The sequence below is a fragment of the Kribbella sp. CA-293567 genome (genome assembly GCF_027627575.1).
In the GTDB taxonomy this organism is placed as follows: domain Bacteria; phylum Actinomycetota; class Actinomycetes; order Propionibacteriales; family Kribbellaceae; genus Kribbella.
Genome location: NZ_CP114065.1, coordinates 4806138 through 4826730, shown reverse-complemented (window position 1 = coordinate 4826730; position 20593 = coordinate 4806138). Strand labels below are relative to the sequence as shown.

Genomic DNA, 20593 nt, shown 5'->3' with positions numbered 1-20593 from the left:
GGTCAGCGCGCAACGGCACCGAGCGGACGCATCCGGCGGCGGCGTTCGCTCGGGTGGTGATGGGCGTCGGAGTGCGAGTTGTCGAGGCGGGCCACATGCCGCCCGGCCCCGCCGACGGGGCAGGTCCAGGTGCCGTCCATCTCGACCAGGCGGATGCCGGGGGAGTCGAGCCAGCGCAGTACCAGCTCGATCTCCTCCGGCGTGGCCGAGGCGACCGGCCCGATACCGGGCAGCACCGTCTCGGCGGAGGCCCGGAGCATCTCGAGGTACCGGCGGGGATCGGTGCCGCGCGGGCTGATCCCCGCGGCCGCAAGCCGCCCGCGGCGGATCACGTGCAGCTCCCAGCCGCCGTCGTCGGTGCGCTTCGCCGCGCAGATCTCCGCGCAACCGGTCAACGAGGACATCCGTTGCATCTTCGCGCTGCCGCGGACGAACGCGCTCAACCGCTCACGTTGCACGGCGGCATCCTCGAACCGCTCGTCGGCAGCCAGGACGTCGATCCGGCGATCGAGCGCGGCCACCACGGCCGCCGGATCGTCGGTCAGGGCGGAGCGCAAACCGGTCACGTACGGCGCGTAGGCCTCCGGCGAGATCCGCCCGTCACAAGGCGCCACGCACCGGCCGATCTCGGCCAGCACACAAGGCGATCCCTGCGGCGTCTTCGACATCCGGGCGGTGCACTGCCGGATCGGGAACGCCTCGTGCAGTGCCGCCATCGCGCGTTCGGCCGTCTTGCGCGAGGTGAAGGGTCCGAGGTACCCCGCTTCGTCGTCGCGCACCTGCTTCACCAGCGACAGCCGCGGGAACGGCTCGACGGTGACCTTCAGCCAGTGCTGCCGCTCGGGGAACTTGGAGCGCCGGTTGTAGCGCGGTTTGTGCTCCGCGATCAGCCGCAGCTCGCGGATCTCCGCCTCGAGCGCCGTCCCGCACTCGATTCCGCGGACCCCGGAGGCGATCCCGATCATCTCGCCGATCCGGGTGCGTTGCTCGGACGCGGTGAAGTAGGACCGGACCCGGGTGCGCAGGTCCTTCGACTTGCCGACGTACAGCACCTCGCCGCGATCGTCGGTGAACAGGTAGACCCCAGGGGCGTGCGGCAACGACTCGGCCAGATGCCGCTTCGCCCGCACCTGCGGCGCCACCCGCGACGAGAACGTCTGCAGATCCTCCAGCGTCTGAACGCCCAGCGAGCCGACCCGCTCGAACAGGCCGTGCAGTACGTCGACCGTGGCGCGCGCGTCGGACAGCGCCCGGTGGTTCGGCGTGACCGTGGTCCGGAACAGCTTCGCCAGCGTGCCGAGTTTGCAGTTCGGCGTCTCGTCCGGGCTCAGCACCCGGCGGGCCAGTGTCGCGGTGTCGACGACGACGAAGTCGGGCCAGTCGTAGCCGTGCACCTGGGTGTCGTGCTTGAGGAAGCCGACGTCGAACGGCGCGTTGTGCGCCACCAGCACACAGCCGCGGGCGAACTCGAGGAAGGCCGGCAGCACCGACTCGATCCGCGGTGACGAGGCAACCATTCCGTCGGTGATCCCGGTCAGCACCGCGATGAACGGCGGGATCGGATCGACCGGGTTGACCAGCGACTGGAACTCGGCGACCAGCTCACCGGCCCGCACCTTCACCGCGCCGATCTCGGTGATCCCCGACTCGCCCGGCGCCCCGCCGGTCGTCTCCAGGTCGACGACGCAGAAGGTGACGTCGCGCAACGGCGTGCCGAGATCGTCGAAGCTCGGCTGCACACCACGGATCGGCGACACCGGTCCGGACGCCGGGGCAGCGGCGCGATCCGGCAGTGGGCTGGTCATGGCGAAGACGCTAGAAGCCGCCACCGACAATTCCGGACCGGACACGCGGCCGCGGTGCGCCGCCTTTGATCAAACGACGTGGCTGACGGCGTGGCACCGACTACGCTTCAGTCATGGGTACACAAGCGATCACCGTGATTCCGGGTGCTGTGCCCCGGCACTGTGGTCTGCATCACTGGCTGTGCCAGGGGGCCGTTCCGACCGGACTGCGGACCGGTGGCTGAGGCAGGCACCGCCGCGAGCTCCGCTGCCACCACCTTGCCCGAACCCGTCCGGCAACGGGTTCTGAACCTGGCCGCCCAGGCGCTGGGGCAGTTGCCCGCGACAGACATCCCACCCCCGCTGCGGCGGTTCGCCAGTTTCGCGCCCGGCAAGCGCGCGAAGCTGTCCGCCTCGGTGCTCGGCCCGATCCTGGAGACCGACGACCACTTCCGCAAGCTGGTCGCCTTCGAGGTACGCCGCGAGCACCCCGAGCTCGGCGACGCGGTCGCCGACGGCCTCGCCGTACCGGCCGCTGAGCCGACCGAGGTGGCCGCGCTGGCCTACCTGCTGCGCCCCGACGACTGGGAGCAGCGGGTCGCCGACGCCGCCCAGTTGCCGCCCGAGAAGCCGGCGGTCGACGAGGACGCTCTCGCGCGGCTGCACGACCAGCTCGACCAGGCCCGGACCGAGACCCGCCAGGTGCGCGAGCGGCTGCGTGAGCAGGTCACCGAGCTGAAGGCCGAGAACGTCACGCTGCGCCGCAAGCTCAACGATGCCCGCCAGCGCATCGCCGGCCTGCAGACCGATCTCGAACTGCGCACCACCGAGGCGGCGACCGCCGACCAGCGCGTCGACGCCGCTCGCGCCGAGGTCGACCGTGAGCTGCGCAAGCTTCGCGCCCGCATCACCGAACTGGAAGCCGTCGAGCACGCGGCCCGCCGGACGGCGGGCCAGGAGCGCGAGCTGGCCTCGACCCGCACCCGCCTGCTGCTGGACACGCTGGTCGAGGCAGCAGGAGGGCTCCGTCGCGAGCTCACCCTGCCGCCAGGGGGAGACCTCCGCCCTGCCGACACCGTCGCGGGGGTGGAGCCCGCGACCGCCCCCGTCGGCCGTACTGCGCCTGCCGACGATCCCGCGCTGTTCGACGAACTGCTGGCGCTACCGCAGGTCCACCTGATCATCGACGGCTACAACGTCACCAAGACCGCGTGGCCGACCACTCCGTTGCATTCCCAGCGCCAGCGGCTCGTCACGGCGCTCGGTGCCCTGGTGGCGCAGCGGCGGATCGAGGTGACGGTGGTCTTCGACGGCGCCGAACTGTCCGGTCCGGTGCAGCTGAACTCGCCGCGCGGCGTACGCGTCCGCTTCAGCCCGGCCGGCGTGATCGCCGACGAGGTGATCAGGCAACTGGTCCGGGCCGAGCCGCCGGGCCGCCCGATCGTGGTCGTCTCCACCGACCGTGAAGTTGCCGAGAGCACCGGCACGATGGGGGCCCGGGCCTTGTCCGCAACGACTCTGATCAACCGCATCGCCCGGGGCTGAACCGGGCCGTGGTCCGGCCTGCCGACGGAAACTGTCGGTGGGGTTCTCTAGCGTCCTTCTCAGCCGGATGCAAGTCCGGGTGCTTCCCCACCTTGGAGGACGTTGTGCTGATCGACTGCGACGCGTGTGTGATGAGAGGTCCCGGCTGCGGCGACTGCGTGGTCAGCGTGGTGCTCGGGATGCCGCCCGAGCAGAGTTCGCTGCGCGTGGACGACGAAGAGCTGGCCGCGCTCGGCGTACTGGCCCAGTCCGGTCTGGTGCCGCCGCTGCGGCTGGTGCACGCCGTGGACAGCGTCGATCCGCGGGACCGGACGGGTCCACAAGCCGCTGCCGGTTCGGCCTGACCGGCAGACCGACCCCGACTGCCTGAGAACTGCCGGTCATCCGCCTGTTACGCACAGTCGCGCCCTCATAGCTTCTTCCTGAGTCAGTGAACATCGACCGGGGAGACGACGATGCGGGACACGAGCTGGGGACGCCTGAGTGGCCACTGACGGCCGGAACCAGTCAGGGCCCGGCCTGCGCCAACTGATCGAGAGCTGTCTGGAGGTCGAGCCGGCGAGGATCGCCGAGGTCCTCGGCGATCTGCAGAGCCGACAGGTAGGCCGATCTCGCTTCGGGGATCCGGCCGAGCTGTACCAGCGTCCTGGCGGCAGCCTCGTGGCCGCTGATCTGGCCGTTCGGGTTGTTGGTCCGCTCCGCCAGCGCAGCGCTCTCGCGGAACAGATCGAGCGCCTGGGCGGGCTCGCCGCTGAGCCGCAGGATCTCGGCCAGGGCACCCATGCAGGCCGTCTCGACCTCGGCGGCCTGGAGCCGGCGGCCCATCGGCAGGACCTGTTCGAACGCGTTCCTCGCCCGATCGAGGTGCTCGCTGCGGAGGTGCAGGAAACCGGCGTTCAGCAGCGCGAGCATCGCACCGTACTCGTCGCCGTCCTCCTCGGCGATCCGGGCGCATTCCGCGTAGTACTCGACGGCCAGCTCGTCCTGGCCGCGATCCGCCGCAAGGATGCCGAGCGTGCTCAGGGCCCGGGCGAGCGGCAGCCGGTGGTTGCCCTCACGGGCGATCGCGGCGGCGGCCTCGAGGTACTGCTGGGCCAGCTCGAACTCGCGCAGTTCGCGGTAGGCCACACCGATCCCGCAGCGCAGAATTCCTTCCCGTTCCTGGTCGCCGAGCAGATCGGCGGCCACCAGCCCGAGCTGATGGGTCGCCAGCCAGACCGGCCACACCTTCCGGCTGGCGAAGAAGTCGATCATGCTCGTCGGCAGCTGCGCCGCGAACCCGTACTGACCCGAGCTGATCGCCAGGTCGACGGCGTTCGCGAGGTTCGTCAGCTCGTCCGCGCACCACTGCCCGGCCGCTTCCGCGGAGCCGAACGTCTCGGTCACGACGCCGTCGAGCGGCGGGTCGATCGAAGTGCGGACCCGCGACGGCCGCAGACAGTGGTTCGCGGCGTCGGCGGCCTGCAGGTAGTAGTCGAGGGAGCGCCGCAGAGCCGGTTCGTCCGGCCCGGAGCATCGCTGGGCGAACAGCTTGACCAGGTCGTGCAGGCCGAAGCGGCCGGCGCCGCGCGGCTGTACCAGGTTGAGCGCGACGAGCCGTTGCAGCATCCCTTCGGTGACCGGACCGTCCGAAGCCATCAGGGAGGCGACGACGTTCGGACCGAACGTCGTACCGGGGAGCAGGCCGAGCCGGCCGAACAGCAGCTTGAGGTCGGCGGGGAGCCGGTCGTAGGAGACCTGGAAGGCCGGAAGCACCGAGGCGACCGGGTCGTCAGGCAGCGAAAGACGTTCGAGGCGGTCTGGTGCTGCTAGGGCGTCCGCGGCTTCACGCAGGGTCCGTTGGTCGCCGAGCGCGATCCCCGCGCCGACCACCCGGATCGCCAGCGGCAGCCGGCTGCACAGCTCGATGATCTCCCCGGCCGCTCCGCGGTCCCCGTCGACCTGGGCCGGCCCGACGATGCCTCTGAGCAGCTCTCCGGCCTCGGACACCGTCATCGCGTCCAGCAACAACGGGCGGGCTCCGTCGCGGACGATCAGCCCGGCCAACCGCTCGCGACTGGTGATGATGGTGGCGCAGGTCGGCGTACCAGGGAGCAGCGGCCTGACCTGCTCGGCCGTCGCGGCGTTGTCGAGCAGGAGAAGCAGGCGGCGATCCGCGATCTGCGAGCGGAACAGGGCCGCGCGTTCTTCCACTGCGGTCGGCTGATCGCCCGGTGGGATATCGAGTGCGGTCAGCAGCCGCCCCAGCGCCTCAGCAGGATCAAGGGGTGTCTGGCCGGGAGTGAAGCCGTGCAGATCGACATACAGCTGGCCGTCCGGGAAGCGAGCCGCCGCGCCATGGGCCCAGTGCACTGCCAACGCGGTCTTGCCGCTCCCGCCGATGGCGGTGATGGTGACGATGCGGGCCGGTGGACGGTCCGAGACCAGCTCGTCGAGCTCGCGCAGTTCCGCGAACCGGCCGGTGAAGTGCACGTCGGCGGCGGGAAGCTGCTGCAGCCTGGTGGGCTGCGGTTTGGCGACCGCAGGCGGGGGAGTCGTGTCAGCGATCAGCGCGAGCAACTGCCGCGTCTCTTCGTCGGACAGCTCCAGCGCGCTCGCGATCAGCCGGATCGACTTCGCTCGCGGCTTCTGGACCCGTCCCGACTCGAGATCGCGCAGCGACCGCTCGGACAGCGACGAGCGCTCGGCCAGCTCTTCCTGGGTCAGTCCGGTCCGCCGGCGAAGCGCACGCAACTGTTGGCCGATCTCGGTCAATTCCATCCTTCGCGGGCGGCGACGTCCTGGTATGGACCACCATCCTAGTGACCGACGGCCATCATGGGGGCACGCAACGAGCAGGGCGGCCGCTTCGCGACGCCTGTCAGCAGTGTCGGGACGAACGCTGCTGCAGAAGGCGTGATCACGCTGCGTCGCGGTCGAGCAAGGCTTTTCCCGACGTTAAGTTTGGATCAAACCAGAGGGGCGGATTGCACCGGTCACGAATCGGTTACTACTGTTACCCCTCGTTGCCTCACAGTGTCGGTCGACCAGACCGGGCGGGCAGCGAAGATTCAGCGCCGAGGGGTGACCGACCGGTCGAACCGACCAGTGGGTTGACGGGGACGGCATCGAGCAGAGGAAGGGACCGACCGGGCTGTGTCCATCGGCCGCACGAAGCGCTTCAAGGGAATTGCCCTCGCCGCCATCACCTCCACCGCCGTCGTCGCTGGAGTGATCTTCATCCAGACCGGGGCGGACGCGGATCCGAAACCGACACTGGCGCAGGCGAAGGCCCAGGTGGCCGCGCTGCACACGAAGGCGGCAGCCGCCGGTGAGGCGGCCAACGACCTCCGCGGCCAGATCACCGCGTCGCAGTTGCGGGTCAAGGCCCTGCAGGCCGGGATCGCCAAGCAGCAGGCCCAGGTCGACGGCGTGAAGAAGCAGATCGGTTCGCTCGCGGTGGCCGGCTACCAGACCTCCGGGATGACGACGACGGCGCAGTTGCTGCTGTCGACGAACCCCGACCAGTTCCTCAGCCAGGCCTCCACCGCGCAGGCGTTCGCCGGCCAGCAGAACTCGGCACTGCGCCGGTTCCAGTCCGCGCAGGGCAAGCTCACCGACCTGCAGGCCAGCGAGCAGAGCGAGCTCGCCGCGCTGCAGGCCGTGCAGGGCAAGCAGGACGCCCTGAAGAAGCAACTGCAGGCCAACGTCGACGCCGCCGAGAAGGTCCTCGACAAGCTGACCGACTCCGAGCGGGCCCGGATCCAGGCCGAGAACGAGCAGGAAGAAGAGGAAGCCCGCGCGGAGCGTCCGACCCGCGACGGCGACCGCACCTCCGAGGAGAAGGAGGAGCCCGAGAACGACGCCCCGGTCCCGGCCAACGGCCGTGCGGGGGCCGCGGTCAGCGCCGCGATGGCGCAGCTCGGCGACAAGTACGTCTGGGGCGCCACCGGTCCGGACCGGTTCGACTGCTCCGGCCTGACGATGTACGCCTGGGGCAAGGCCGGCGTCTCGCTGTCGCACTCCTCCAAGGCGCAGTACTCCGAGGGCCGCAAGGTCAGCCGGAGCGACCTCAAGCCGGGCGACCTGGTCTTCTACGGCAGCCCGTCGATCAGCCACGTCGGGATGTACATCGGCAACGGCCGGATGGTGCACGCGCCGAACCCGAGCCGTCCGGTCAAGACCGACGACCTCGACTACATGAGCGGCTACGTCGGCGCGGTCCGTCCGGGCTGAGCCCACTTCGACGCATGATCGACGGCTCCGAGGGGAACAGCCCCTCGGAGCCGGTTCGTTTGTTGTCCTTGCCCACGCCCATGCTTCACTGTCCCGGGAGGCACCTGAAGTGACTCCCCTGACTGGGGCAGGCGAGCAGCGAGGGGCCGAGGTGGTCGACGAACGCGGCGGCACGCTGCCACCGGGGGACGGCGAGGAGCGGGTCTCGCCATCGGAGCAGACGACGATCCAGATCCCGGCGCAGCACGCCGTCGGGGAAGGGCCGGGCCGCCCGACCGCGATCCAGGCGGTGCACACCTGGACGTCCGGGCACGGGCCGATCGTCCGAAGGGTCGCGCTCGGTCTCGCAGTCTGTCTGGTCGGCGCCGCCGGTTTCGCCGGTCTGCGCAAGATCGCGGACGCGCCACCGGACCCCAACGCCCCCACCAACAGTGCGCAGACGCCGGCCGCTGACAAGACGACCCCCGACGAGGCCGCCGAAGGCGTCCGCCGGGCCGCCGAGGGCCAGGCCGTGCTGCAGCGGATGGCCGACGCGATCCAGGACGAGCGCAAGTCGAGCTTCCTGGAGACGATCGACCCGAAGGCCACCGCGTTCGACGGGCAGGCGCGGACCATCTACAGCAATCTCGGCAAGTTGCCGCTGGCCGCCTTCAAGCTGCGCTACGTCAGTGACGACACCGGCGCGCTGGCCCCGGACCGGCAGGCCGAGCTGGGCGGCACCGAGTCCTGGCTCGCGCAGGTCGAGGTGTCCTGGCAGCTCACCGGCTTCGACGCCAAACCGGCCCGGGAGACCCTGCCGGTGACCTTCGTCACCCGCGACGGTACGACGTACGCGGCGTCCTTCAGCGAGCGTTTCGTGGCCGGTCAGCGGCGGCCGATCTGGGCGCTCGGCGGGATCGAGGTCGCCAAGGCCGAGCACAGCCTGGTGATCAGCCTGGACTCGCAGGCCGACGCCGACGACTACTCGACCGTGACGGATCGAGCGGTCGAGTCGGTGACCAAGGTCTGGGGCAAGAACTGGAAGCAGAAGGCGGTCGTCTACCTGCCCGCCAAGCAGTCCGAGATGGAGTTCGTGCTCGGCGCCCAGCCCGGCACCTACTCGCAGATCGCCGCGGTCACGATGGCCGAGCTGGACACCCCGATGGCCGGTGCGCCGTTGCGGGTGGTCGCCAACCCGAAGCTGTTCGAGGAGCTCGGCAAGCAGGGCCGCCGGATCGTGCTGACCCACGAGACCACCCACGTGGCCTCCAACGCGACCGCCTCCCCGGTGCCGTTGTGGCTGGCCGAGGGTTTCGCCGACTACGTCGCCTTCACCGCCGTGTCCGTCCAGGACGAATCGGCGGCGAAGGAGCTGTTCAAGGCGGTCCGGGCCGGCAAGGTGCCGAAGACGCTGCCCACCGCGGAAGCGTTCGCCGCCTCGTCGGCCGAACTGCCCCTGGCCTACGAGTCCGGCTGGCTGGCCTGCCGGCTGATCGAGGAGCGGGAAGGGCAAGCCAAGCTGGTGAAGTTCTACCGGGCCGTGCACGCGTCGAAGAGCCCGACCGGGCTGGCCGACGCGTTCCGTACCGTGCTCGGGACCACCGAGCAGGAGTTCACCGCCGACTGGCAGCGGTACCTGAAGAGGCTCGCCGGTGTCTGAGCGGGCCACCCGATGGGCCCCGCGCGGAGCCGCCCTGCTGCTCGCCGCCGCTCTCGTCGCGGTGATCGTCGCGACCACGCCCTGGCACCTGATCGACCTGCCGGAACCCGACGCCGCGCTCGACTTCACCGCGGCCGAGATCGACCGCCAGCAACGGTTCCGGAGCGAGTTGTTGCCTTGGTCAACGACCTCCTGGGTGCTCTCGCTGCTGGTCCCGCTGGCGATCGGCTTCAGCCCCCTCGGCCGCCGCCTGTACGCCGTGACGCGGATCCGCCACTGGTGGCTGGCCGTTCCGGTGGTGGTGCTCGGCCTCGGTCTGCTCGCCGGCCTGGTCACCCTGCCGACGGACGTGATGGCCGAACGCGTCACCCGGAAGTACGGGCTGTCGACCGAAGCGTGGGACCTGTGGTTGCGCGACCGCGCGGTGAACTGGCTGCTGATGTCGGCGGCGCTGGTGGCCATCAGTCTCGGACTCGTTGCCCTGGCCAAGCGATGGCGCACCTGGTGGTGGGCACCTGCCGCGATCGCCTGTGCCGTGCTGGTGCTCGGCGTCTCCTTCGCCTATCCGGTGCTGGTCGAGCCGCGCTTCAACGACTTCACCTCGATGCCGGCCGGGGCGCAGCGCGACGAGTTCATGGAGCTCGCGCGCCAGGACGGCGTACCGGTACGGGACGTGCTGGTCGCCGACGCTTCCAAGCGGACGACCGCGCTGAACGCCTATGTGTCCGGATTCGGCTCGACCAGGCGGCTGGTCGTCTACGACACACTGTTGTCGGGCGCGACGCCGCAGCAGGTGCGGCTGGTGGTCGCGCACGAGCTGGGTCACGCGGCTGAGGACGACGTGCTGCACGGCACTCTGGTGGGTGCGCTCGGCTCGGCGTTCGCGATCGTGCTGCTGCGGTTGCTGGTGGGAGCCCGGATGGCGGATCCGCGCAGTACGGCGTTGTTGCTGGCACTGATCGTCGCCGGTACGACGCTGGCCGCGCCGGTGCAGAATCTGATCAGCCGCAAGATCGAGGCCCGCGCCGACTACCACTCGCTGCGGCTGACCGATGATCCCGGCGACTTCGTCGAGATGCAGCACCGGCTGTCCGTGCGCAACATCTCCGGGCTCGAGCCGAGCCGCTGGCGGTACTGGATGTTCGCCAGCCACCCGACGCCACCCGAGCGGATGGCGATGGCGCGCGCGTGGGGACTGGAGCACGGCGATCCCGTGCCGCCGCTGGTCCGGAAGTGACTCTGCCGATTCCGACCCCACCCCACCACCCCGGTCAGGTGCTGGTCGTCACCAACGACTTCCCGCCGCGGCAGGGCGGGATCGAGACGTTCGTGCGGTCGTTGTGCGACGAGCTGCCCGACGTGGTGGTGTTCACGGCACGGATGCCGGCGGCCGCGGAGTACGACGCGGCCCTGCCGTTCCCGGTGGTGCGGGACCGGACCCCCATGTTGTTGCCGACAGCAAGGGTCACCCGGAGCGCGGTACGGGTGATGCGGGAGTACGGCGCGGAGCAGGTTGTCTTCGGCGCGGCGGCGCCGCTCGGGCTGATGGGGCCGGCGTTACGTGAGGCCGGTGCGCGACGGATCGTTGCCCTGACCCACGGACACGAGACCTGGTGGGCCGGTACGCCGGGAACGCGTCAGGCGTTGAGGCGGATCGGCGACGCGGCCGACACCCTGACGTCGGTGTCGGGCTGGTGCGAGAAGCAGATCGCGCCGGCGCTCTCGCCGGGAGCGGCGGCCCGGATGCGGCGGCTGACACCTGGCGTCGACACCTCGAGGTTCTTCCCGGACTGCGGGGGAGAGCAGGTACGCAAGGGGCTCGGGCTCGAAGGTGTGCCGGTGGTGGCCTGCGTTTCGCGGCTGGTGGCGCGCAAGGGGCAGGACACGCTGATCCAGGGATGGCCGCGGGTGCTGGCCGTCGTACCGGAGGCTGTGCTGCTGATCGTCGGTGGCGGGCCGGACCGGGCCCGGCTGGAGGAACTGGCTCGACGGACCGGAGTGGCGCACGCCGTGCGCTTCACCGGCGCCGTGCCGTGGGCGGACATCCCGCCGTATGTCGATGCCGCGGATGTCTTCGCGATGCCCTGCCGCACCAGGCGTTTCGGGCTCGAACCCGAAGCTCTCGGCATCGTCACCCTGGAAGCCTCGGCGGTCGGCAAGCCGGTCGTCGTCGGCGACTCGGGCGGCGCCCCCGACACCGTGAAGCACGGCGAGACCGGCTATCTGGTCGACCCGTACAACCCGGTGGCCACCGCGCTCCGCATCACCGAACTGCTCACCGACCCGGCGCGCGCCCGAGCCATGGGTGAAGCCGGCCGCGCGTGGGTGCGAACACAGTGGACCTGGGCGCGCTCCGGCCGCCTGCTCCGGGAACTGCTGGACGTTCACTGACCGGCCCGGACCGCCACCACACACCAACCGTCGGCTCACCCGGAAAACTCGCCGTCGCCACGCTCGACTCTGCCGTTTTCGCTCCCTCTGTGGGAGGTTGGTCCGTGATGGCGGTCCGGGTCTCACTGTTGCCCTGCGCACCGCGTGTGTATTCTGTGGTCATGCAGCAGCTGACCTTCGTCGCAGTAGCCGTACGAGCTTCGTGCTCTCCGGCTGCCGCTGCCTGACCTCTGCTCCACCCCACCGGCGACCGGAAACGGTCCGCCGGTTTTTTGTTGCCCCGGCTCGGTCGCTTTCCGGTCTTTCGACTGCAAAGGACCACCGTGATGACCATCGACCAGACCTTCGTCGACTTCTTCTCCCAGCGCAAGCACATCCCCACCACGGGATCCTCGCTGATCCCGCGGCCGGGCGACCCGGTGCTGTTCACGACCTCGGGGATGCATCCGCTGACGCCTTATCTGGAAGGCGATCCGCATCCACTCGGCCGCCGGCTGGTCGGCGTGCAGCGATGTCTGCGCACCACCGACCTGGACGAGGTGGGCGATCCGACCCACCTGACCGTGTTCGAGATGCTCGGCTCCTGGTCGCTCGGCGACTACGGCAGCGAACAGACGCTGCGCTGGGGGTACGAGCTGCTGACCGAGCACTTCGGGATCGAACCCGGCAAGCTGTCGGTCACCGTGTTCGGTGGTGACGACCAGGTTCCGCTCGACCAGGAGTCGTTGCGGACGTGGCAGAGCATCGGGCTGCCGATCGAGCTGACCACCGGCGACAACTGGTGGTCGAACGGCCCGACCGGACCGTGCGGCCCGGACTCGGAGATCTTCGTCTGGACCGGCGACGGCGAGCCCGAGGGCACGCCGACCACCGACGACCGCTGGGTCGAGGTCTGGAACCACGTGATGATGCGCTACCGGCGGCACGAGGACGGCTCGCTCGAACCGCTGCAGCAGCGAAACATCGACACCGGTCTCGGCCTGGAGCGGCTGGCGATGCTGCTGGAGGGTAAGAAATCGGTCTACGAAACGGAGCTGTTCGAGCCCTGGACGCGGATCGTGCCCGAGCTGTGGAAGCTTGACGAGCAGGACGAGCGGATCGTCATCGACCACCTGCGGTCCAGCATGGTGATCGTCGGCGACGGGGTGCACCCGTCGAACACCGGCCGCGGCTACGTGCTGCGCCGTCTGATCCGCCGTGTGCTGACGTTGCTCTGGCGCTCCGACGACACCCGGACGCTGTCCGACCTGCCGATGGAGCTGTTCGAGCACACCAGCCGGCATTTCCACCAGGGCGAGGTGCTCAGCCTGGTCCGCCGGATCCTGATCGACGAGGAGATCCGGTTCAGTAATCTGCTGGACCGGGGCCGCGTGATCCTCAGTCACGAGAGGTTCCACAAGACGCTCGACGAAAGCGACTTCGAGTACCTGCACGAGACGCACGGCCTGCCGCGTGACCTCGTTCAGTCGCTGGTGGGGTGACCCCACAACGCGAGCTCCGCGGCACGCGGATCCTCGACCAGCAGGGAATCCGGGTGGGTGAAGGTCATCACCGGCCGGGTGGTCGCGTCGTACGGCGGCCAGCCCGGCCGGCCCGTGGTGGCGAAGGCGACCCAGGCCGCGTGCATCTGGTCGGCCACCCGCTGCGGCGGCGCTTCGCCGTACAGGGGTGAGGTCGCGGTCGCGAGCGTGTCGAACACGAACGGCAGTTCCAGCGCGTGACACGCCCCCAGCCCGGCCAGCGGGGACTTCCAGTCGAACTCGTACAGGTACGCCGTCGCGTGTCTCCGCTGGGCGGCGGCGAGCCGAAGGGTCGGCAACGTGAAGAACGTGTCGCCCACGATGTCGCCGAAGACCTCACCCGGTGTCAGGCCGGGGCGGTTCGCGACGTACGCCGCGACGATCGCCGGCGGCACACCTTGTTGGCCGAGCAGCACCGGCAGTGCCTCGGCGGTGATCGCGGCGGCCATGCCGGAGGGGATGGAGAAGAGCCGCATCTCCTCGGTCGTGGCGCCGGTCAGCAGGTCGACTCCCGCGGCGGCGCCGGCCGCGATCGCGTCGATCGGCCGCTCGTGGATCAGCTCACCGTCGATCACCGGGAAGAACGGCATGATGCCGCCGCCCGCGCTGATCACGGTCGCGCCCCAGCGGGCCGGATCCGGGTTCTGCCGCAGTTCCAGCGCGACCACCCGTTGGGCCGCGATCAGGTCGTCGATCGCCACACCGGAGAACCCGGCCACGGACGACGCCACCCCGAGCCGCTTCGCCACCTCGGCGGTCACCACCGCGCCGTCGGCCGCGAGCGCGGTGGCCGCCGCTGATCCGCTCTGCACGATCGCGCGCTGGAAAAGCCCTTGCGCGGAAGGGATCGACATCAGCGTCGCGACACTCATCCCGCCGGCCGACTGCCCGGCGATCGTCACGCGACCCGGGTCACCGCCGAAGGCCGCGATGTTGTCCTGCACCCAGCGCAGCGCGGCCAACTGGTCGAGCAGTCCGCGGTTGCTCGGCGCGTCCTCGATCACGCCGAAGCCCTGGACGCCGAGCCGGTAGTTGACGCTCACCAGGATCACGCCGTCCCGCGCGAAGGCGGTTCCGTCGTACGCCGGGGTCGCGTTCGAGCCGTTGCGGAAGGCGCCGCCGTGCAGCCAGACCAGTACGGGCAAGCCGGAGCCGCCCGGCGTCCACACGTTGAGGTTGAGGAACGCCGCGCCCGGCGTCAGCGGGTTGGTCAGCAGTACGTCGTACGGCCGCTCGTAGGGAGGTTGCGGCGCGGTCGCACCGAGTGCCGTCGCATCCCGTACGCCGTCCCAGGCCGGCGCGGGCTCGGGTGCCTGGAAGGCCTTGGGGCCGGCCGGGTCGGCGGCGTACGGGATGCCCAGGTAGGCAGTGATCCCGTCAGTGGTCGTGCCCCGGAGATGCCCCGACGATGTCACCGCGATCGAGTCCATGAAGTTCATCATCCACGGTCGGTGGCCGATCATCGTCGGGGATGGCCGGCGGTGAGACCTTGCCGACGGACGACTGCGCCACGAAGGCGCCGAGCAGCACGATCACGCCGCCGATGATCTGGTTGGTGTCGAGCTTCTCGTTGAGCAGCAGCAGCGCGAAGACGCTCGCCGCCACCACCTCGACGTACGCGACCGCACCGCCGACGGCCGCCGACAGCCGCTGCACCGCGGCCGCGCCGGCCAGGTAGGCGACCACGGTGCTGACCACGATCAGCCAGGTCGCGAAGATCCAGCCCGGCGCGGATCGCTCGCCGATCGCGATGGTGTCGGTCAGCGTGTGCCAGGGCATCGACCAGGGCGCGGAGATCGCGGTCAGCACGAGCGCGCCGACGACGCTGCCGGCCGCGGTCATCACCAGCGGATCGGCCAGGCCGGTGAGCTTGTCGATCAGGATGAAGTACGTCGCCTGGCAGGCCGCCGCGCCCAGCCCGGCGAGCAGGCCGATCAGGTCGAGCTGGAGCCCCGACCAGATCTCCACCACCACGGCCAGACCGGCGAGCGCGATGACGACGCCGAGCGCGGCCGATTTCGGTACGGCCACCTTGCGGCCGAACTTGAGCCACCCGACGACGAGCACCGGACCGCTGAACTCGAGCAGGATCGCGATGCCGACCGGCAGCCGGCTGGCAGCGATGAAGAACAGCGTCTGGCAGCCTGCGATCCCGGTCAGGCCGTAGAGCACCAGTTGCGGCCAGCTGGCCCGGGCGGAGCGCAGCCCGGAACGGCCACGGAAGATCAGCACCAACGGAACGAGCAGGGCGGCAGCGCCGAGAATCCGCAGCCAGGCAGCCTGTTGAGGCGACATCCCGGCACCGATCAACGCCTTCGCGAACGGCCCCGATCCGCCGAAAGTGATCGCCGAGAACACAGCGAACCCGAGCCCGACGGACTTGGTCCGAGCAGCATCCTGCGCCATCCCCATGCCACCTCCCACCCACTTCACCCGACCGTGACGACCGGGAACCTGTACATGGGCATAACCATGTCACACCCATTACATGGCGTCGAGGCGGAGATTCAGCAGGCGGACGCGGGCATGCTGCGTCAGCTTGCTTGGGAAGTCGCGCGGGCTTCGAGGATCTCCAGGTAGTGCGGGTTGTGCATGATGCCGAGGACGTTGCCGAAGGGGTCGACGACCGAGGCGGTGGTGAAGTCGCTGTCGCTGTGCTTCGTGATGGGCTGGTACTCCTTGGCGCCCATCGCAAGCAGTTTCTCGAAGGTGCCGGCGAGGTCGTCGACGTGCCAGTGCATCACCGCGCCGCCGGGGGCGTTGGAGGCGCCGGGCGGGGCGTACTTGCGGTCGATGAAGCCGAGTTCGTCGGCGTCGTCGCCGACCCGGAACTCCAGGTACGCCGGCGGGGCGGGCGCGGGCGGGAACGCGAAGTACGCCTGCTGGCCGAGCAGTTCGGCGTACCAGTCGCGGGCTGCGGCGAGGTCGTCGGCGTAGAAGCTGATGGTGGCGAATCCGCGGAACATCGGGTACTCCCTGGGTCGGTGTCGGGGTGGTCGTCCACCTCGTTGACACCATCATGCGACCCAGAAGTGCTCATCAACTGAGCACTTTTTCGACCAGTTTCTGAGCCGCTGAGTGACCGGACACAACGACAGGCAGTAGTCGCTGTCCGGCCGGGTCGCTGAGCGGCAAGCGCGCTCGGCGACCCGGCACCGCGTGGACTACTGCCTGTCGCTGTGTACGGCCCTGGCCTGCTCGAAGGGCAGGCGGTCGAAAATGATGCGCAGTTCGGCGATCTTCCCGTCGCGCACGGTGTGGAACTCGGCGCCGGGGGCGTCGGCGACCGGGTGGGTGCTGGTGTCGTAGATCAGCATCGCGGCGGTCTCGTCGCCGAAGGCCCCGATGATTCGCGAGCTGATCAGGATCCGCGAGAACGGTTCCATGAACGCCCGGAACGCCTCGGCGCCTTCCAGCCGGCCCGCCGGCGCGTGGCAGACGAGATCGGCGGCGAGATAGGTCATCGCGCGGTCGAAGTCCTGGGTGGTCCAGGCCTGGTGGTAGGCGAGCACGACATCGAGTGGTTTCGTCATGCTCGGGTAGACACCGCGCGGCCGCCGATCGGAACGGTCGGCTGGCACGATGTGGCGATGGGGGAGCAGACCTACGAGGAACTGGTCGAACCGTACCGGCGCGAGTTGCACCTGCACTGCTATCGCATGCTCGGCTCGGTCACCGACGCGGACGACGTACTGCAGGAGATCCTGCTGGCCGCCTGGCGCGGCCTCGACTCGTTCAAGGGCCGCGCGTCGCTGCGCACGTGGCTCTACCGGATCGCTACCAACCGTTGCCTCAACGCCATCCGCGACGGCAAACGCCGCCCGCCCGCCGAACCGTTGCCACCCTTCGAACCACCCGAACCCTCGCGTCGCGGCGACGTCACCTGGCTCCAGCCGTACCCCGATGCGCTGCTGGACGAGCTGCTCGTCCGGCGGGAGACGATCCAGCTCGCCTTCATCACCGCGCTGCAGCGGATGCCCCCACGCCAGGCCGCCGCGCTGATCCTGGTCGAGGTCCTCGACTTCCCCGTCGCCGAGGCTGCCGATCTGCTCGACACCACCCCGACCGCAGTCAAAGGCGCTCTGCAACGAGCCCGCGCCTCGGTCCGCACCCCCGCGGCACCTCGCGACGCCAAAACCGAACGCCGGGTCGCCGAGCGCTTCGCCGAAGCCTTCATGGCCGACGACATCGCGACCATCACCACCCTGCTCACCGACGACGCCTGGCTGGCCATGCCACCTGCTCCGCACGAGTACGTCGGTCCTTCGGCGATCGCCGCGTTCCTAGAAGCGAGCGCCTCCGCCCGCATCTCAACCCTGGTCCTGGAGCCCGCCGGCGCCAACCTGCACCCGGCGTACAGCTGCTACTTCGTGAACGGTTCGCACCGCACGGACACCGGCCAACTCGTCCTGACCGTCAGCGGCGACCGCATCAGCACCATCACGCGCTTCCTGAAACCCCTTTGACTACAGCGGTTCGGCCTGCCGACGTCCGGTTCGGCTACTTGCTGTAGAGCGATTCGACGTCGGCCACGTGCTTCTCCATCACGATGTGGCGGCGCAGTGAGAGCTTGAGGGAGAGCTCGCCGTTCTCCTGGGTCCAGTCGTGCTCCAGGATCCGGAACTTCTTGATCTCCTCGGCCTTCGAGACCGCCGTGTTGGCCTCGTCGATCGCGCTCTGCACCTCGGCGATCAGGTCCTGGTCGGTGGCCAGGGACGACATCTCGTTGGGCTTGCCGTGCTTGGTGGCCCAGGCGCCGATGGTCTCCGGGTCGATCGTCACCAGCGCCGCGATGAACGGCTTGCCGTCGCCGACGACCATGCACTGGCTGACCAGCGGGTGCAGCCGGATCCGGTCCTCCAGGACGGCGGGAGCGACGTTCTTGCCGCCGGCCGTCACCAGGATCTCCTTCTTGCGGCCGGTGATCCTGATGAAGCCGTCCGCGTCGAACTCGCCCAGATCGCCGGTGTGGAACCAGCCGTCCGGGTCGATCGCCGCCGCGGTGGCCTCGTCGTTCTTCCAGTAGCCGAGCATCACCTGGCCACCCTTGAAGCACAGCTCACCGTCGTCGGCGACGGCGACCGTCACCCCGGGCAGCGGCCGGCCGACGGTCCCCACCCGGATGTCGTTCGGCAGGTTCACGGCGACGGCGGCCGTCGTCTCGGTCAGGCCGTAGCCCTCCAGCACCGGTACGCCGATCCCGCGGAAGAAGTGACCGAGCCGGTCACCCAGTGGCGCGCCGCCGGAGACCGCGTAGTCGACCTCGCCACCGAGTACCGCGCGGAGCTTGCCGTAGACGAGCTTGTCGAACAACGCGTGCTTGGCCTTGAGTCCGAGGCCCGGTCCGCCCTTGTCCTGCGCCTCCGAGTAGGCGATCGCGGTCGCGGCCGCGGCGTCGAAGATCTTGCCCTTGCCGGCCGCGTGCGCGGTCTGGCTGGCGGTGTTGAACACCTTCTCGAACACCCGCGGCACACTCAGGATGAAGGTCGGCTTGAACTCCCCGAGGTCGGCCACCAGGTTCTTCACGTCGGCGGTGTGCCCGACCTTGACCCGCATCATCACGCAGCCGACCTGGATGATCCGCGCGAACACGTGCGCCAGCGGCAGGAACAGCAGCGTCGACGCGCCCTCCAGCCGGAACAGGTCCGGCAGCACCTTCGTCGCGGTACCGAGTTCGTCCATGAAGCTGGCGTGGCTGATCTTGCAGCCCTTCGGCCGGCCGGTGGTGCCGGAGGTGTAGATCAGCGTCGCCAGGTCACCGGGCACGACCGCCGTACGCCGCTTGTCCAGCTCGGCGTCGGAGATGTCCTGGCCGAGCACCGTGAGCTGCTCGACGGCCCCCGACTCGAGCTGCCAGACCTCCTGCAGCGCCGGCGCCTCGGCCCTGGCGGACTCGACGACAGCGCCGTGCGCGGCGTTCTCGACGACCGCCACGACCGCCTCGGAGTCGGTCAGGATCCACTGGATCTGCGAGGCCGACGAGGTCTCGTAGATCGGCACGGTGGCCGCGCCGATACTCCAGATCGCGTAGTCGATCAACGTCCACTCGTACCGCGTGGCGCTCAGCAGCGCGACCCGCTCGCCGTGCTTCACCCCGGCCGCGATCAGGCCCTTCGCCACCCCGCTCACCTGGTGAGCGAACTCGGCCGCCGTGATGTCCAGCCAGCCGCCCTCGACCCGCCGGCTGAACACGGGGGTGTCAGGATGGGAGGACGCGTTCGCCCAGACAGGATCGCTCAAGCCGCCGGTGGTCGGTGGCTCGATCACGGCAGGGGTGGTGTACTCGCGCATCGGCGTCTCCTCAGTCGGTCACGCTGTGTCGGTCAAGACGGGTCGACTCCGGCGCACGCTACAGTCACTTACCCACAAGTAGCCAGATTTGTGTGACCCACGGGACACAGGACACCTAGGACTCAGGCATGCCGGCGCTCGACATCAGTTGCGACGACTTGGTCGTTGCTGATCCAGCCTACGTGGCCGCCCGGCTCGGCGCTGACCCCCTCTGGCGTGAGTGGTGGCCCGAGCTGACCCTGACCGTGTCGGAGCGCCGCGGCCTCGAAGGGGTCAGATGGGCGGTCACCGGCGCCGCGATCGGTACTGCGGAGTGGTGGCTGGAGGAGGTCCGCGACGGCGTCGTCGTGCACTGGTACCTCCGGGTCGACCCCGCCCGGCCGGCCGGGCCGCGCCGGCTGCGCAGGCTCCAGGAGCGGTACGTCGCGCGGTACCGGCAGCGCATCTGGCGGCTGAAGGACGAACTCGAACAGGGCCGCGCCGCAGGTGAGGTCAGGCCGGGCTACGAACCCGCGATAGTCTCTCGCGTGGGCCCTGAGGTCGCGCGAGCGACCTCGGCAGTTTCGACCGCGGAAGGGCCCCGGCAGAACCCGTCCCGGCAGCGAAGAGGTGAATCGATGGCAGAGCAGACCACCTCGACCATCGTCGTGAACGCGACCCCGAAGGCGATCATGGCGGTGATCGCGGATTTCGAGGCGTATCCGGAATGGGCCGACTCGATGCGGGAGACCCAGGTGCTGTCCACGGACGAGGCGGGCCGGCCCAAACAGGTCCGTTTCAAGGTGGACGCCGGGGCGATCTCCGACGAGTACACGCTGGACTACGTCTGGGCCCGCAACGAGGTCACCTGGACGCTGGTGCAGGCCAAGATGGTCAAGGGGATGGACGGCTCGTACGTCCTGCGTGACCTGGGCGACCAGGGCACCGAGGTCACCTACCGGCTGGCCGTCGACGTGGCGATCCCGATGATCGGCCTGCTCAAGCGCAAGGCCGAGAAGGTCATCATCGACACAGCCCTGAAGGGGCTCAAGAAGCGCGTCGAGTCATGAGCATCCCGAGTCGGGGATTGCTCGGTGCCCGCGGCGCCCAGGCACGCACCTCGCGGCACCGGACGAACACCCACGATGCTCCGCATCGAGGGCGCCCCTCCGGCGCCCCGATGCACGCACCTGGACACCGCGGGCACTCGAACACTCCCCGACTCGGGA

General features: G+C 69.7%; 16 protein-coding genes. 9 read left to right on the top strand and 7 right to left on the bottom strand.

The window, feature by feature from the left end:
• Positions 1–2: 2 nt before the first annotated feature.
• A complete protein-coding gene (locus OX958_RS22085) occupies positions 3–1805 on the bottom strand; it encodes a DEDD exonuclease domain-containing protein (RefSeq protein WP_270131063.1) in 1803 nt (600 codons plus the stop codon).
• A 216-nt stretch (positions 1806–2021) separates the two neighbouring features.
• Here OX958_RS22085 and OX958_RS22080 point away from each other — a divergent pair, with 216 nt between their 5' ends.
• Together OX958_RS22080 and OX958_RS22075 are read left to right on the top strand one after the other, a co-directional pair.
• The gene (locus tag OX958_RS22080) at positions 2022–3329 is read left to right on the top strand and encodes an NYN domain-containing protein (RefSeq protein WP_270131061.1); all 1308 of its coding nucleotides are present in this window, start codon (positions 2022–2024) and stop codon (positions 3327–3329) included.
• A 104-nt stretch (positions 3330–3433) separates the two neighbouring features.
• Entirely contained in the window at positions 3434–3673 is a 240-nt protein-coding gene (locus OX958_RS22075; RefSeq protein ID WP_270131059.1) for a hypothetical protein, read from the top strand.
• A 163-nt stretch (positions 3674–3836) separates the two neighbouring features.
• On the opposite strand, the gene OX958_RS22070 is transcribed toward OX958_RS22075, so the two are convergent.
• Positions 3837–6083 (bottom strand): tetratricopeptide repeat protein, encoded by a 2247-nt coding sequence (locus OX958_RS22070; protein ID WP_270131057.1) that lies wholly within the window; start codon positions 6081–6083, stop codon positions 3837–3839.
• Between the two features lie 381 nt (positions 6084–6464).
• Between OX958_RS22070 and OX958_RS22065 the strand changes: the two genes are divergently transcribed.
• From OX958_RS22065 to OX958_RS22045, 5 genes are all read left to right on the top strand, one after another.
• The gene (locus tag OX958_RS22065; RefSeq protein ID WP_270131054.1) at positions 6465–7544 is read left to right on the top strand and encodes a C40 family peptidase; all 1080 of its coding nucleotides are present in this window, start codon (positions 6465–6467) and stop codon (positions 7542–7544) included.
• A gap of 109 nt (positions 7545–7653) precedes the next feature.
• Complete coding sequence (locus OX958_RS22060) at positions 7654–9183, top strand: hypothetical protein (protein WP_270131053.1); 1530 nt, start codon at positions 7654–7656, stop codon at positions 9181–9183.
• Positions 9176–10420, top strand: a complete 1245-nt coding sequence (locus OX958_RS22055) for a M48 family metallopeptidase (RefSeq protein WP_270131052.1) — start codon at positions 9176–9178, stop codon at positions 10418–10420. Before OX958_RS22060 ends, OX958_RS22055 begins: the two co-directional genes overlap by 8 nt.
• Complete coding sequence (locus tag OX958_RS22050; RefSeq protein ID WP_270131051.1) at positions 10417–11574, top strand: glycosyltransferase family 4 protein; 1158 nt, start codon at positions 10417–10419, stop codon at positions 11572–11574. The genes OX958_RS22055 and OX958_RS22050 overlap by 4 nt, the downstream gene beginning before the upstream one ends.
• A 326-nt stretch (positions 11575–11900) precedes the next feature.
• A complete protein-coding gene (locus OX958_RS22045; protein ID WP_270131050.1) occupies positions 11901–13055 on the top strand; it encodes an alanine--tRNA ligase-related protein in 1155 nt (384 codons plus the stop codon).
• Here OX958_RS22045 and OX958_RS22040 read toward each other — a convergent pair.
• The 4 genes from OX958_RS22040 to OX958_RS22025 form a co-directional block, all read right to left on the bottom strand.
• Complete coding sequence (locus tag OX958_RS22040; RefSeq protein WP_270131049.1) at positions 13037–14524, bottom strand: carboxylesterase/lipase family protein; 1488 nt, start codon at positions 14522–14524, stop codon at positions 13037–13039. The genes OX958_RS22045 and OX958_RS22040 overlap by 19 nt on opposite strands.
• Positions 14472–15506 carry an EamA family transporter gene (locus tag OX958_RS22035; protein WP_270131048.1) on the bottom strand — a complete coding sequence of 345 codons (1035 nt, stop codon included), beginning with the start codon at positions 15504–15506 and terminating at the stop codon, positions 14472–14474. Before OX958_RS22035 ends, OX958_RS22040 begins: the two co-directional genes overlap by 53 nt.
• A gap of 122 nt (positions 15507–15628) precedes the next feature.
• On the bottom strand, positions 15629–16060 hold the full coding sequence (locus OX958_RS22030) for a VOC family protein (protein ID WP_270131047.1): 432 nt from the start codon (positions 16058–16060) through the stop codon (positions 15629–15631).
• Positions 16061–16258: 198 nt separating this feature from the next.
• The gene (locus OX958_RS22025; RefSeq protein ID WP_270131045.1) at positions 16259–16627 is read right to left on the bottom strand and encodes a nuclear transport factor 2 family protein; all 369 of its coding nucleotides are present in this window, start codon (positions 16625–16627) and stop codon (positions 16259–16261) included.
• A gap of 57 nt (positions 16628–16684) precedes the next feature.
• Between OX958_RS22025 and OX958_RS22020 the strand changes: the two genes are divergently transcribed.
• Positions 16685–17560, top strand: a complete 876-nt coding sequence (locus OX958_RS22020; RefSeq protein ID WP_270131044.1) for an RNA polymerase subunit sigma-70 — start codon at positions 16685–16687, stop codon at positions 17558–17560.
• 34 nt (positions 17561–17594) lie between these two features.
• Here OX958_RS22020 and OX958_RS22015 read toward each other — a convergent pair whose 3' ends face one another.
• Positions 17595–19385: an AMP-dependent synthetase/ligase gene (locus OX958_RS22015; RefSeq protein WP_270131043.1), complete on the bottom strand. Its 1791-nt coding sequence runs from the start codon at positions 19383–19385 to the stop codon at positions 17595–17597.
• 128 nt (positions 19386–19513) lie between these two features.
• On the opposite strand from OX958_RS22015, the gene OX958_RS22010 reads away from it, so the two are divergent.
• Entirely contained in the window at positions 19514–20434 is a 921-nt protein-coding gene (locus tag OX958_RS22010) for an SRPBCC family protein (protein ID WP_270131042.1), read from the top strand.
• Positions 20435–20593: the final 159 nt, after the last annotated feature.

Excerpts from the sequence above, each read along its gene's own strand:
- OX958_RS22085 (WP_270131063.1), bottom strand. The coding sequence starts at position 1,805 with ATGACCAGCCCACTGCCGGATCGCGCCGCTGCCCCGGCGTCCGGACCG.
- OX958_RS22045 (WP_270131050.1), top strand. The coding sequence starts at position 11,901 with ATGACCATCGACCAGACCTTCGTCGACTTCTTCTCCCAGCGCAAGCAC.
- OX958_RS22040 (WP_270131049.1), bottom strand. The coding sequence starts at position 14,524 with ATGGACTCGATCGCGGTGACATCGTCGGGGCATCTCCGGGGCACGACC.
- OX958_RS22035 (WP_270131048.1), bottom strand. The coding sequence starts at position 15,506 with ATGGGGATGGCGCAGGATGCTGCTCGGACCAAGTCCGTCGGGCTCGGG.
- OX958_RS22030 (WP_270131047.1), bottom strand. The coding sequence starts at position 16,060 with ATGTTCCGCGGATTCGCCACCATCAGCTTCTACGCCGACGACCTCGCC.
- OX958_RS22025 (WP_270131045.1), bottom strand. The coding sequence starts at position 16,627 with ATGACGAAACCACTCGATGTCGTGCTCGCCTACCACCAGGCCTGGACC.
- OX958_RS22020 (WP_270131044.1), top strand. The coding sequence starts at position 16,685 with ATGGGGGAGCAGACCTACGAGGAACTGGTCGAACCGTACCGGCGCGAG.
- OX958_RS22015 (WP_270131043.1), bottom strand. The coding sequence starts at position 19,385 with ATGCGCGAGTACACCACCCCTGCCGTGATCGAGCCACCGACCACCGGC.
- OX958_RS22010 (WP_270131042.1), top strand. The coding sequence starts at position 19,514 with ATGCCGGCGCTCGACATCAGTTGCGACGACTTGGTCGTTGCTGATCCA.